General features: G+C 60.5%; 12 protein-coding genes. 3 read left to right on the forward strand and 9 right to left on the reverse strand.

What is annotated here, in order from left to right:
* Positions 1-19: 19 nt before the first annotated feature.
* Genes FEF26_RS14200 through FEF26_RS14220 form a run of 5 tightly spaced genes read right to left on the reverse strand, consistent with a single transcriptional unit; the run spans position 20 to position 4,904 of the window.
* On the reverse strand, positions 20-961 hold the full coding sequence (locus tag FEF26_RS14200; RefSeq protein ID WP_138254195.1) for an MFS transporter: 942 nt from the start codon (positions 959-961) through the stop codon (positions 20-22).
* On the reverse strand, positions 951-1,712 hold the full coding sequence (locus tag FEF26_RS14205; protein WP_138254196.1) for a sulfite exporter TauE/SafE family protein: 762 nt from the start codon (positions 1,710-1,712) through the stop codon (positions 951-953). Before FEF26_RS14205 ends, FEF26_RS14200 begins: the two co-directional genes overlap by 11 nt.
* A gap of 34 nt (positions 1,713-1,746) precedes the next feature.
* Positions 1,747-2,820 (reverse strand): YdcF family protein, encoded by a 1,074-nt coding sequence (locus FEF26_RS14210; protein ID WP_138254197.1) that lies wholly within the window; start codon positions 2,818-2,820, stop codon positions 1,747-1,749.
* A gap of 24 nt (positions 2,821-2,844) precedes the next feature.
* Positions 2,845-3,969 carry a 4-hydroxy-3-methylbut-2-enyl diphosphate reductase gene (locus tag FEF26_RS14215; protein WP_138254198.1) on the reverse strand — a complete coding sequence of 375 codons (1,125 nt, stop codon included), beginning with the start codon at positions 3,967-3,969 and terminating at the stop codon, positions 2,845-2,847.
* Positions 3,970-3,992: 23 nt separating this feature from the next.
* Positions 3,993-4,904, reverse strand: coding sequence for a hypothetical protein (locus FEF26_RS14220; RefSeq protein WP_138254199.1), 912 nt, complete (start codon positions 4,902-4,904; stop codon positions 3,993-3,995).
* 62 nt (positions 4,905-4,966) lie between these two features.
* Here FEF26_RS14220 and xseA point away from each other — a divergent pair, with 62 nt between their 5' ends.
* Positions 4,967-6,250: an exodeoxyribonuclease VII large subunit gene (gene xseA / locus FEF26_RS14225; RefSeq protein WP_138254200.1), complete on the forward strand. Its 1,284-nt coding sequence runs from the start codon at positions 4,967-4,969 to the stop codon at positions 6,248-6,250.
* Positions 6,247-6,522 carry an exodeoxyribonuclease VII small subunit gene (locus tag FEF26_RS14230; protein WP_138254201.1) on the forward strand — a complete coding sequence of 92 codons (276 nt, stop codon included), beginning with the start codon at positions 6,247-6,249 and terminating at the stop codon, positions 6,520-6,522. The genes xseA and FEF26_RS14230 overlap by 4 nt, the downstream gene beginning before the upstream one ends.
* On the opposite strand, the gene FEF26_RS14235 is transcribed toward FEF26_RS14230, so the two are convergent.
* The 3 genes from FEF26_RS14235 to FEF26_RS14245 are packed head-to-tail and all read right to left on the reverse strand — an operon-like array spanning position 6,492 to position 10,178.
* Entirely contained in the window at positions 6,492-7,736 is a 1,245-nt protein-coding gene (locus FEF26_RS14235; RefSeq protein WP_138254202.1) for a pyridoxal phosphate-dependent aminotransferase, read from the reverse strand. The two genes, FEF26_RS14230 and FEF26_RS14235, sit on opposite strands and share 31 nt — an antisense overlap.
* A gap of 55 nt (positions 7,737-7,791) precedes the next feature.
* Positions 7,792-9,054 (reverse strand): pyridoxal phosphate-dependent aminotransferase, encoded by a 1,263-nt coding sequence (locus FEF26_RS14240; RefSeq protein ID WP_138254203.1) that lies wholly within the window; start codon positions 9,052-9,054, stop codon positions 7,792-7,794.
* Between the two features lie 53 nt (positions 9,055-9,107).
* The gene (locus FEF26_RS14245) at positions 9,108-10,178 is read right to left on the reverse strand and encodes a glycine betaine ABC transporter substrate-binding protein (RefSeq protein WP_166433055.1); all 1,071 of its coding nucleotides are present in this window, start codon (positions 10,176-10,178) and stop codon (positions 9,108-9,110) included.
* Between the two features lie 46 nt (positions 10,179-10,224).
* On the opposite strand from FEF26_RS14245, the gene FEF26_RS14250 reads away from it, so the two are divergent.
* Positions 10,225-12,015 carry a tetratricopeptide repeat protein gene (locus FEF26_RS14250; RefSeq protein WP_138254205.1) on the forward strand — a complete coding sequence of 597 codons (1,791 nt, stop codon included), beginning with the start codon at positions 10,225-10,227 and terminating at the stop codon, positions 12,013-12,015.
* On the opposite strand, the gene FEF26_RS14255 is transcribed toward FEF26_RS14250, so the two are convergent.
* Positions 11,969-13,322: phosphotransferase (locus FEF26_RS14255; RefSeq protein ID WP_208012944.1), on the reverse strand; the 1,354-nt coding region annotated here is incomplete at its 5' end. The genes FEF26_RS14250 and FEF26_RS14255 overlap by 47 nt on opposite strands.

The following is a 13,322-nucleotide window of genomic DNA, read 5'->3' on the forward strand; positions in this document are numbered from 1 at the left end:
ACTGGTCCGGCTACATCGCTCAACGCGCCGAATAAAACCTGCCCTCAATAACGCACGTCCACCGACACACGACGCCGCATAGCATCACGACATTGCCCCCGATGAGCACCGGTTTGCGCCCCCAACGGGCGGCTAAAGCACCAGCCCTCGGTGAAGAGAACGTACCGGCCACATAGGCGAGGAAGATCAGACTGATCAGTCCCAACGGCAATCCGAAAGGCGGCTCTGCCAGATGGAAAGCCATGAAGTTGTACATCGCCACGAATCCGCCCATGGTCAGAAAACCCTGAAGGTAGATGACCCGCAACCCTGGAGACCGCAGATTCCCGAGCAGCTGTCCCACTGCCTGCTTGAAACTACTGCGACGCGGGGTGAAACTCTGGGCCCGGGGAGCAGCGAGCACAAAGACCACTACACAGCCCACCGCCAGGACCGTCACGGCGAGCATGCCGGGTTTCCACCCAATCTCGTCCCCCACAGGTGCTGCGAGGATCCGGCCCGACAACCCACCCACTGTGGTCCCGGAAATATAAGTCCCCGCTGCCACCGCCGCGGCCCGGGGGCTGACCTCCTCACTCAGGTAGGCCACCGCCAGGGCAGGAACCCCACCGAGCATAAAGCCTTCGACGAAGCGCATCATCAATGCCAGAGGGAACGTCGGCATGATGACAGTGAGCACTGCGAAAAGACAGGCGAGTGCCACGGCCCACACCATGGCATTCTTTCTGCCATAGGCATCGCCGATGTAGGACCACGGAATGACGCCCAGGGCTAAGCCCAAGGTAGCCATAGAAACCATCAGGGCCGCCTGGTCCGCACTCACATCCTGATCCACCGCAATCAGCGGCAGCAGCCCTTGGGGCGAATAAAGCTGAGCGAAGGTCGCAACCCCGACAAAGAACAACGCGAGAAGCAGCCGCCGGTACGGGGACGATCCTGGCTGAAGTCCGTCAGAGGACATCGATGACCCCACGGACGATGGCTCCCAGACCGCCGAGACCGGCCAGAGTCAACGCCAACCTCCGGGCGAACGCAGCTGAAACAACGCTCGCCAGGCGTGAGGCGATCAGTATGCCGACCACCACAGTGGCCGCGATCCCTGCCAACAGCCAACCGAAGGGGACCCCCACATCTCCCTCTGTGGTGACAGACCCCAGAACGAGTTTCGATACCACCGAGGCTGCACCCATCGTCATGAAAATTGGTTGGAGAGTGGCCGCGAAGCTCACCTGGTCCCACCGTGAAAGACGAGAATAGATCACCATCACCGGAGCTGCGACTCCGCTGGTGGTGTTAAAGAATCCCCCGATGAGACCAGCAGCCACAGCGGGTATCCGCCCGGTCCACTCTGGAAGCCTGCGCAAAGTGAAAGTTACGAGCAGAGCCGCAACCACAATCGACCCCAGAATGATGGAGAGCCACCCAGCAGAGAGCACCCCCACCAGCCAGGCGCCCGGCCAGGCCCCGACCACGGCGGCGGGGATGATCAGCCAGAACTTTCGCCAGTCGATGGCAGCCCACACGCTGAGCATGATCAAGAACCCCGAGACCACGGTTGTCATATTGGTCACAAGAACACCGAAAGCAGGGCCCAGAAGGAGAGAAAGCACCGGCGCCACCACAAGGCCTACCCCAGTGCCGGAGAGCCTTTGGAGAATGGTACCTATCAGGACTGCGGCGACAATGATCCCAAGAGTGCCGAAAATGTCCACCGTGTCATCGTAAACCAGCTCGAAGGACGCAGTGTCAGGTGCCCGGAGGCGGGATCATGGCAGGCACCAAGATGAAACTGGACACGAGGCCGAGCACCACTAGAGCCCCCACGATACTGAGATGGATGCGCAGCTGATCTCGCACGACACCCGCGAATTCGCGCAACACCGCGCTGGGTAGGTAGTACCAGGCTGTCTTGGAACCCACAACGTGTGCTCGCAGCTCCATACTGCGGGTCAGCAGAGCGGCCCTAAAGACGTGATAGTTGCTCGTCACGACGACGACTGCAGCATGTGGGTCAGTCAGCAGCTGCTGAGAAAAGTAAAGATTCTCCCTGGTGCTGCGAGACTCAGTTTCTGCGATAACCCCTTCCGGTTCAGCTCCGATGGCAATGAGGTACTCCCGCATAGCAACACCCTCAGCACGGGGCTCGTCCGCTCCTTGACCCCCACTGGTAATGATCACCGGCGCGGGGTCGAAGCTTCGTTGGACCTCAAGACCACGGCGCAACCTACCCTGCAGAAGGGGAGGTACCTGACCATCAATCAGGCCTGCACCGAGAATGATCACCGCCTCGGGCATAATTCTGAGACGACGCCAGCGGTAGAGCAGCGAGGCGATGAGAAAGATCGCGAAAACTACCGCGACGTATCCCACCACCAGAACCGCCGCGGAGTGCATACCGTATCTGGTGATATACCAGACACTCTCCTGCATAGCTCCTGCCGGTTCGAGGGCCCTCAGCGTGAAAGGCAGGACTACCATCCCCACCCCAGCCAATAGTGCCAGTCCGTTACTCAGGCTTCGACTTTCCCGTCGCAGCACAGTGACGCCGGACCATAGAAGGAACAGCACCAGGACGGGGTAGCCCACGATAGTACCCAGCAACATGATCGCCAATGCGGCGATCGCGATCACGAGAAGCGGACCTTGGAAGCCCTGCTGAAAGAGTAGGATCGCCCCGCTCACCAAGGCGGTGAAAGTCCCCAACACGCCGCAGCCCAAAGCTCCGATTCGCCGACCGTCTTTGGCGAACAGCATCAGTCCCAGTGCGGCAGCGACGGCACCGCCACCCGCCAGAATGGCAGCACCCCAGGTGAGGACCATGAGGAGAAGCTCAGATGCCGGTTCTCAGTTGGTGGAGCAGGCGCTGCGTTTGCGGCCGCCACGACCCACGTCGTCGTGGCCGGCCTCTTGAAGTGCCTTACGGATCTCCTTGGGAAGTGAGAAGACGATGTCCTCCTCCGCAGTCACAACTTCCTCAGGCTCGCCATAGCCGTATTCGGCCAGCAGGCGCAGCACGTCGTCCACAAGCACCTCCGGCACCGAGGCGCCAGACGTCACCCCGACGGTCCTCGCTTCAGCGAACCAGGACTCGTCTATCTGGTTGGCGAAGTCCACCCGCTCCGAGCGCCGTGCTCCGCACTCCAGCGCAACTTCCTTCAACCGCACTGAGTTGGAGGAGTTGGCCGAGCCGACCACAATCATCAGATCCGATTCCGGGGCGATCTTCTTGATCGCCGCCTGACGGTTGGACGTGGCGTAGCAGATGTCATCCGAAGGTGGGTCCTGCAGGTTCGGGAACCTTTCGCGGAGCTTTTGGACCGTCTCCATGGTTTCATCCACAGAAAGTGTGGTCTGAGACAGCCAGATGAGATTGTCCGGATCAGGGACCTCGATCTGGTCGACTTCCCACGGGCCGTTGACAATCGTGGTGCTCTCCGGGGCATGACCGAAAGTGCCTTCGACCTCTTCGTGCCCATCATGGCCGATGAGGATGATGTGGTAGTTGTCCCTAGTGGTGAAACGCACAGCTTCGCGGTGGACCTTGGTCACCAGCGGGCAGGTGGCGTCGATGGTCTGCAGGCCACGCTGAGAGGCTGCTTCCTTGACCGCTGGAGAGACTCCATGTGCTGAGAACACGAGCAGTTCACCCTCCGGAACTTCGTCAGTTTCCTCGACGAAGATGACGCCTTTCTCGGTGAGCGTATCCACCACGTGCCGGTTGTGCACGATTTCCTTACGCACATAGACCGGAGCGCCGTACTGCTCCAGTGCTTTCTCTACCGCGATCACCGCGCGATCAACTCCAGCACAGTATCCTCGCGGTGCTGCCAGGAGGATGCGTTTGGACCCCTCGAAGGTCTGCTCAGCGGCGATCTCCTCAGGGCTGCGACGCTTACGCGGCACTGTAGGGGTGGGCACCGAGATGTGCTTGCGGGGCGTCGTCGGGGCTTCCGGCGTCGTCGTTGTCATACTCAAAGTGTACCGGCGCGACCTTAACGGCGACGGGACGGAGTCAGCAGCCCTGCGATCATCGCCGCTAGGCCGACCACGCCGCTGACAACGCTGAATATCCACCAAGCCGGTTGCGCCCACTGCGTGTACTGAACCTGAATGTGATCGAGGATAGTACCGGCCGCCTCCGGCACCCCGGCCGGGTGTTGGAACTCTGGAGAGCCCGCGGTCAACGCGATCCACAGGCCAAGAGAGGCCGCAACCAGGCCACCCGTAGCCACAGCGAACCACCGGCCACGCCCGTGTCCGATCAGCAGGCCCAGCAGTGCCAGGGCCGCCGCTCCCCCAGCAGAGAAGAGCCAATACTGACTCGCAGCGGCCACAGTAGCCCATGAATACGGGTCCGCAGTGCTGTCCGTAGCCGCCTGAATGTCGACCGTAATTTCAGGGGCGATGATGTCGAAGCTTTCTGGGTCAACTCCAGGTATCCAACTGAGGGCATCGCCGAGGCCTTCGCGCAGCGGCTGAGTCATAGCATCCGAAACCGGCGATAGGTCAAGCTCAATATCAAGTTCGCGGACCTCACCTGAGGTACCTTCGGCGAAAATGTCCTCAAGCTGTGCGGTGTAGCTTGTTCGAGTCTCCTGAAGTACTTCATCCCAGGCATCGAGGGTTCGCTCATTGTTGAACGCCGAGGACACTACAGGAGCGAGCAGCTCATCCGCCGCACCCGGCACAGCCCACTGCAGTTGGTCAGGCAGACGGCCCGTGAGATCCTCCATAATGATGTCCGTCACAGCCTCGGCGAAATCTTCCTCCTGAGGCAGTGACCCGGCAATCTGACGAACAGGTTCCTCGCTGCGCAGCAGCTGATCAAGCTGGTAGCCGGCGAGTCCTCCGACAGACAACATCCCTGCAAGCAGCAGGCACAGGACGCTGAGCAGGTGTCGCATTAAGCTCCTGGGCGGTTTTGGGCCGTGTCGGCCTCCGACAGTCGGGCTAGTCTGTAAGCAGTATGAATTATCAGGAGCCTACTGCCAAAGACCGACCCCCGCTGACCGCGCTGCCGCCGAGCTCTCAGGAGACCAGCGAAGACACACCCTGGCCGCTGAGTCACTTTTCAGGCAAGCTCAGGGCGCATATTGACCGCGTCACCCCCACCTGGGTCGAAGGCCAACTCGTGGAGTTCAACCTGCGCAACGGCACGGCGTGGATGACACTCCGTGATTTGGAGCAAGAAATCTCCTTCCAGGCCGTTGCCTGGCGAAACGTGGCAAGCGGCCTGGCCGATAAGGGACTCGAGCCCGGATCTCGGGTTGTTGCACTGGTCAAGCCCTCTCTGTGGGAGAAGTCCGGGCGACTGTCCCTAGTGACCCAGCGAATGGAACCGGTAGGTCTTGGAGACCTCTTGGCCCGGATCGAGCGCATGAAGCAGCAACTGGCAGCAGAAGGCCTCTTCCGTCCGGAGCGGAAGAAGCCGCTGCCCGTGCTGCCGCGCAGTATCGGCGTCATCACGGGCCGCAACTCCGATGCCAAGAAAGACATTCTGCGCAACGTCACTGCCCGGTGGGCCGCCGCGCATTTCGAGATCAGGGAGGTTGCCACCCAGGGGCAAATGGCTCCCATTGAGGTGACCGCTGCACTGGAGCAGCTCGAAGCCCTGGACCACGTTGACGTGATTGTGATCGCCCGGGGGGGAGGCTCACTGGAAGAGGTCATTCTCCCGTTTTCCGATGAACGGTTGGTCCGCGCGGTCGCCGCTGCCCGCACTCCTGTGGTGTCAGCTATTGGCCATGAAGCGGACCGGCCCCTCCTCGACGAAGTCGCCGATGTGCGAGCTTCAACACCGACCGGTTCTGCGAAGCTGCTGGTTCCTGACGAGACCTTGGAGCGCGAGACCATCGGAAGCGCCCGGACCCGCATGTCCCAGGGTCTAGAGCGCATGCTCTCCGGAGAGGCCGAATGGCTTCAGGCGGTTCGGTCCCGTCCTGTCATGGCCCAACCTGAGGCCATGATCAGCGTGCGCGCGGAAGATCTGCTGCGGCTGCGGCGTCGTGCTCTTGTCTCTGCCCAAACGAGGCTGGACCGGGCGCGGGACTGGGTTGAGGCGACCAGGTCCCAGATCACTGCCCTGTCGCCGCAATCCACCCTCGACCGGGGTTACGCGGTCGTTCAACATCAGCGTCGGATCGTTCGACATGCCGGTGAGCTTCAGCCCGGTGCCGAGGTCCACGTGAAAGTGGCATCCGGGGAGTTCACCGCCGATGTCACGACAACTACAGAGGAGAACCGCCAATGACCGAGAATCAGTTCAGCACTGCACGCACCGAGGACATCGAGCACATGTCATATGAGCAAGCCCGTGATGAGCTCGCCGAGGTGGTGACCAAGCTGGAAACCGGCGGCGCCCCTCTGGAGGAATCACTGGCTCTATGGCAGCGCGGAGAAGCCCTGGCCGACCGGTGCGAACGGTGGCTCGACGGAGCCTCCGCACGGCTGAAGGAAGTTCGCGAGGCCCTGAATGAGAAGGAACACGCGGTCTACGAGGACCGAGCTGCCGAATCGCGATAATCGGCAAGGAAGTCAGCGATTTCTGAGATCGCAACCTCGAGATCTTCCACATGTGGCAGCGTCACCACGCGCAAGTGCTGGGTATCGTCCCAGTTAAAGGCCCGGCCGTGGGACAACAGGATCTTCTTCTGCCGCAGCAGCTCGATGACGAAAGCCTCATCATCGTCGATCGGATAGATATCCGGATCCAAACGAGGAAAAAGATACAGCGCTCCGTCTGACTTCTCCACCGTGACTCCCTCTATCTCCGAGAGCAGACGGTGGGCTGTGCGCGACTGTTCATAGAGTCGCCCCGCGGGGAGAATCAGTTCCTCGATGGACTGGTACCCACCCAAAGCGGCCTGGATGGCATGTTGGGCAGGCACATTGGCACACATGCGCATATTCATCAGAAGGTTGAGACCTTCGATGTAGTTCTTAGCCCTGTGCTTGGGCCCAGAGAGGTAGATCCACCCAGATCGGAAACCGGCCACACGCCATGTCTTGGACAATCCGGAGAACGTGATGGTGAGAACGTCATCACTCAAGGTCGCGGCATTGATCATCTCCACCCCGTCGAAGGTGATCTTCTCGTAGATCTCGTCGGCCAGCAGCATCAGATTGTGCCGGCGGCAAATGTCCACCATCGCCTCAAGAATCTCCCGAGGATAGACAGCGCCTGTCGGGTTATTGGGGTTGATGAGCACGAGAGCCTTGGTCCGATCCGTCACTTTGGACTCGATCTCCTCCGGATCCGGCCACCACCTATTGCTCTCATCGCACATGTAGTGCACAGGCTGACCACCTGCGAGTTTGGTGGCCCCAGTCCAGAGCGGGTAGTCCGGCGCCGGGATGAGGATCTCATCCTGAGGCGCAATCATGGCTGTGAGCACCATGGAGATGAGTTCTGAGACACCGTTGCCCAACCACACATCCTCAGGTGAGGCCTCACGCAGACCCCGGGCTTGGTAGTACTGGGCCACAGCAACACGTGCAGAGTAGACGCCCTGAGAGTCCGAGTACCCCTGAGCCGTCGGCAATGTTTTGATCATGTGCTGCAGAATCTGTTCCGGGGCCTCGAATCCAAAAGGCGCCGGGTTGCCAATGTTCAGTCTGGTGATTCGATGCCCAGCTCGTTCCAGTCGCGCAGCTTCTTGCGCAATCGGTCCGCGCACGTCGTAGCGGACATCGGCGAGCTTTGGGGACTGAAGAAACTCCTCTGAAAAGTTCTGCATCCCTTCATCATGCACCAAAAAACCTCAGCTCGGTGGCACCACCAATTTAGGAGCCTCAGCCCGTGACTGAGGTCACAGGTTGAGGCTTGGCGAACGCATCTCGGTACTGAGCGAGGAACGCTGCAATGCCATCTATCGCTTCTTCCAACTCCTCCACGGCAGGCAACGCCACAAGACGGAAATGCTGATCGTCGATCCAGTTGAAGGCACGTCCGTGAGAGACGAGAATTTTCTGCTGGCGCAGGAGCTCCATGACAAAAGCCTCGTCGTTCTCGATCGGGTAGATCTCCGGATCGAGGCGCGGGAACAAATACATGGCCCCATCCATCTGGCAGACATCCACGCCTTCGATTTCAGACAGCAGCTTGTAGGCCACGGTGCGCTGCTCGTAGAGCCGCCCCCCAGGGTTGATGAGTTCGGTGATCGACTGATAGCCACCCAGAGCGGTCTGTACGGCGTGCTGTCCCGGGACGTTCGGGCACATGCGCAGATTAGACATCAGCTGCAGGCCCTCCAAATAGTTCTTGGCCCGATGTTTGGGCCCGGAGATGTACATCCAACCGGACCGGTACCCAGCAACGCGCCAGGTCTTGGAAAGCCCGGAGTAGGTGATAGTGAAGACATCGTCACTGAGCGTGGCCGCGTTGATCATCTCCGCGCCGTCGTATGTGATCTTCTCGTAGATCTCGTCCGCCAACAGCATCAAATTATGACGACGGCAGATATCCACCATCGCTTCGAGAATCTCCCGGGGATACACCGCACCCGTCGGATTATTGGGGTTGATGATCACAAGAGCCTTAGTGCGATCGGTCACCTTCGACTCGATCTCCTCCGGGTCCGGCCACCAATTGTTCTCTTCATCGCAGATGTAGTGCACCGGGATGCCCTGGTAAAGCGCTGTCAGGCCCGTCCACAAGGGGTAATCCGGCGTGGGGATCAGGATCTCGTCACCGGGGTTGATCAGTGCCTGCAGGGTGATGGTGATCAGCTCAGAGACCCCATTGCCCAAGTAGACATCGTCCACATGAGCATCTTTCATGCCCTTGGTCTGGTAGTACTGAGCCACCGCAGTGCGAGCTGAGTAGATTCCCGCAGAATCAGAGTAGCCCTGCGCTGTCGGAAGATGCTTGATCATATCCATCATGATCGAATCCGGCGCCTCGAACCCGAAAGGTGCCATATTTCCGATGTTCAGCTTGGTAATGCGATGTCCAGCCCGTTCAAGCCGGGCGGCCTCCACAGCGATGGGGCCACGCACGTCATAGCGGACATTGCGCAGCTTATTCGCCTGGGTGAAATCCTGGAACTCCTCCATAATGAGATTCTGCCTCACATTGTCAACAATCCGCCAATTTCACACGGTTCAGCTCATCCCCAATTTTCGGGTTCAGCCAGAAGGCCCTCTTCAACGAGCCAATAAGTCGCCGCGTCCTCAGGGTCCAGCGCGTCATCTCCATGGATGAGGCGACGGATGGTCAGCATAGCCTCATCGTCGAGGGCGGCGGATATCTCGTCCACGACCCCGGGAACCTCGTCAGCCACTCGAGAGGAGACGATCGGCGCGTACTGATCCTCGGGGAAGGCTCGCCGGACATCTTCAAGACTGATCAGAGCGTGATCGGCAGAACCTGGGTGGGATGAGGTGAACAGCGCCGCGTCGATCTCGGCGGTGATCAGAAGATCGACCAGTGTGTCTTCGTCCGCCGTGCGCAAGTCCTCAGGTACGCATTCGTAGGTCTCCTCCAGGAGGTCTGTGACATCTGGCAGTTCAGCGGAGACACCAACGACCAGCTCTCCACAGTCTGGGGCCAGGGTGTCAAAATCGGTGTCCTCCTCACCATCAACCTCATATGTTTCCGCCGTGACGCTGGTGATGTGCACTCTGCTGCTGAGGACAGCGGCAGTCGGTTCGAAAAGTTCGGCCTCGCTCAGTTGGGCTTCGACGAGACTCACCAGTTCCTCAGGTGCTGCCGCTGGCCCCAGGTCATTCTCAGGATCGGGAGCCGTCAGCTCGGCGTAACCTTCCGGATCCAGCTCCTCAGCAAGCGGCATAGTGCGAGCAATCACCAGTTCATAGCGGTCGTCAACGTCCTCGTCCTGAACTTCCTCCGTCTCAGGGCCTTCTCTAGGCGCAGCCCGAGCAAGCTCGGCAGCCAAAGAAACCGCTGTCTGATCCTCCTCTTCCACGACCACAGTGGGAGCCTCATGGGAGTTCAGAGCCATTGCATACACCTGCGCAATCGTGCGATCCAGTGGATCGCTGCCGACGGCAAGGTGCCATGCCCGCTCAATGTCATCACCTGTGGGTTCCGGTGCAGGCTGCGGGGGGTCTGAGCAGCCGGACAGAATCACACCCAAGGTCAAGGCAGCGGCTGTCACAGGAGCTGCGGAGAGGGACCGGCGCACAGGCATGGTGGGTCCTCTGCGCTGAAAAGTCATGAGCGACATTCTACGTGGAGGGGGCGACGGGTTTATCCTGGGGAAGATGAGAGGCGAATCTGTTGACCTGCCCGTCGAGATTCCCGGCTCGGCTCCGCTGACCACGCGGTTGAAGTCTTTGCTGCAGCATCCAGCATCGGTGTATGAAGAAGCTCAGACAGCCCGCGGTTGGGTGGATCTGGCGTATGAAGCTGCTTACGGGGAGCGGTACGCGGCGGCTGCTGAAGCTGCCGAGCGAGGCTTGCAATCGCCTGGGGCGAATGATCCTGAGAACCGACTCATGCTCCTGCGAATTCTCTCAGGTGTGCACGAGATGCGCGGTGAGTCGGAGCTCTCTGCCCCATTCCTCACACAAAGAATCGAGCTGCTGCGTCAGCTTGGCCGCACCCGCCAGGCTGAGGTCGAGGCCCAACTTGGAACCATGCTGCTCCGTGAACCAGATCGCGTCGAGGCCGAAATTCTCAAGCGCATGGCAGAGGAGCTAGATGACGGAACCGGCCCAAGCGTGCACCGTGCCGATGTGCTCTCTTCATTGGCAGTGCGCACACTCCATGATGAGGGTCCAGAAGCAGCACTGAGCCTCATCAGTGAGGCATGCGAAATCCTTGAATCTCTGGACCGTCCGCAAGCTCTGGCTGGGGCAAGAATGTTCTTAGCTCACGCCCAGTTACTCTCGGACGACCCTGAGGCTGCGCTGTCCACAGCTGACCAGGTCCTCTCGGCACCGGCCAATCGGGCGGTACGCGGCGCTATGGCCATGCTCAGAGCAACAGTGCACCATCAGGCTGAGCGACCCGCTGAGGCTGTCGAGGACGCGATGACGTCTGTGGAGCTCTACTCCGCCTGCGGTGTCCGAAAAGGAGCCGCTTCCGCCGCAGCGCTGTTGGCGGGGATTTCTTCCAGCCTGAGTGAGTCCGAGACTGCTGTGTTGGCCTGGCGGGTAGCGGTGCAACAGGCTGAGCTGGGTGAGTTTTCGGAATCCCGGATGCTCTCTTTGGCCCTGGGTCAGCAGCTTCTGGATATGGACAACTACGCCGAGGCGGAGAAAGTGCTTGAAGCCCTCTCCCTGCGTCTGACCGGAGGTGAAAGCGACTTCTCCACAAGAGGCCGCGCACTGATGGGCCTGGGCCACGCGGTCACGCAGCAGAAGCGGCCTCTGGAGGCTATGTCTCATTGGGAGGAAGCCGCAGCTCAGTTCATTTCCGCGGAAGAGGTCGACGAGGCCGCCAGGGCCCACCTGGCCGCAGGTGCCCTCGCAGCGTCACTGGACCGAGTGGAGGCGGCTCGGAAACACTATGAACACGGCCTCCGGCTCGCCGATCAGGGCGAGGACACTGATCCGCTGATGCTCCTGCAAGCCCTGCACTCACTGGGGCACCTGCTGTGCCGCCATGAGGAGGAGTCGGGATTGACCTATCTCGACCGTGCCATGGACATCGTCGATGAGCACGGCACGGATTGGCAGCGCGCCGACATTACTGACACCCGAGCCAGATCCCTGACTGCTCTGGGTCGTGGAAACGAAGCCGTCGCGGCTGCCCTGGAGGCGGCTGATATGTTCGCCGCCTCAGGGGATGAGGAGGCTGCAGCAGACGCGGAGATTTTCGCCGCGACTGTGCTGATGCAGATGAACCAGTCTCAGGAAGCAGAAACGCTCTTCCGCATGGCCGCAGAGTCCCGCGAGATCTCGGATGCCCTCTTGGCGACCTCCCTTGAGGGACGCGCTGAAGCGCTCACCGCTCTGGGAAAACATGACGAGGCTGCACGTCGGACTGCTGAACTGGAGGCTCTCAGAGAACAGCTGGCCAATGAGGAAGATCTCCCGCAGTCGGAGTAAGACCCAAAAGCACTTCAGCGCACCTCAACCTGTGTTCCGCCTTGGACTGCCACCCGTTTCCACGAACATCCCGCGCTCCGGAAACCAAAGAGAGCGCCACTGAAGCTGCGCGAATTCTGAGGCTCTCCGAATCCACATCAGCGGCAAATACTCGCGCGAAACGGTCAAAGGCTGCAGGGGCGTGAATGTAGCGGGAATCCACAGCTGGCAGCACCGCAAGATGGCCGAGGAAGCAGGCCAGATCATCAACACGGTATCCCGGGCCCAGCGAATCCACATCAAGCAGACAGGAAATCTGCGACCCGTTCATCAGGAGGTTGGCCTCGTAGAAGTCTCCGTGACTCGGCACCACCGGCCCGCGGTCGGTGACGGGGATTCCTGCCAAGACTTCCTCTTCCAGCCGCCGGATTCTGCGTTCGCACCCGGGCAAAGCAGAAACGGCCGCTGAGGCGTACGAGGGCAGCCGGTCGGTCCAGGCATCCCGGGCGGGAAGACCCATCACCTCAGCCGGCAAAGCCTCCAGGAGTTCAATGAAGTCAGCCGGGCGAACCACGGCTGCGCCGTCGGAGAGAAACAGTTCGGCCAGGGACACTCCCCTGCCCTGCTCAAACGCCATGACATCGCGGATCGGTTCACAGACGGGGACCGGCGCAGGTACATGAGCATCAAGCAGCATTCGGTGTCTGTCTGCCAGATCGCGGGCATGGCCTTCGCGGAGGACCTTGAGGTAGACGCGTCGGCCATCCGCGAAGTCAGCTGCGATCACAGCGCGTCGAAGCGGTCGGTAGCTGATGGTCTCCAGCGCTGTCAGCTCAGAGCCTGCCCCCCAGGTGGATGCGACTGTCCCCGGGTCGGTTGCGAGCTGAAGTCCAGGCAGCGACGGGTCCATAGGGTGCTGCCATATGACCAACTCGCCATGCTCCGATTCAGTCCGCATCACCCCATCGACATGACCGTGGATGCGCTCTGTGGTGACCCCGACGTACACATCCTCATTGGCGGTGATCCGGTAGATCCCCGTCGCACCGGCACCTGGACGGTGCTGGACTGCCTCCATGGTCACTTCCGCAGCTGGGAGACCCTTGCCCAGGAAAGCATCAGTAATGACGGGGTGAACGGCCTCAGACTGCAGGAAGGCAAGCTGGTGGACTTCCACCTGGTCCCGGCTCTGCCGAGTTTCTGTCCGCGACTCTGCGGACGAGTAGTTCAGCGACGACATGCAGTGAGAGTACCGGAGGACGGCTAGGTGTAGTTCCTCGACACGTTGTGAATGGTCCGTGCAGTAGTCGGAGACCTCCGATATGGAT

The organism is Nesterenkonia salmonea (genome assembly GCF_005771525.1).
Taxonomy (GTDB): Bacteria; Actinomycetota; Actinomycetes; order Actinomycetales; family Micrococcaceae; genus Nesterenkonia; species Nesterenkonia salmonea.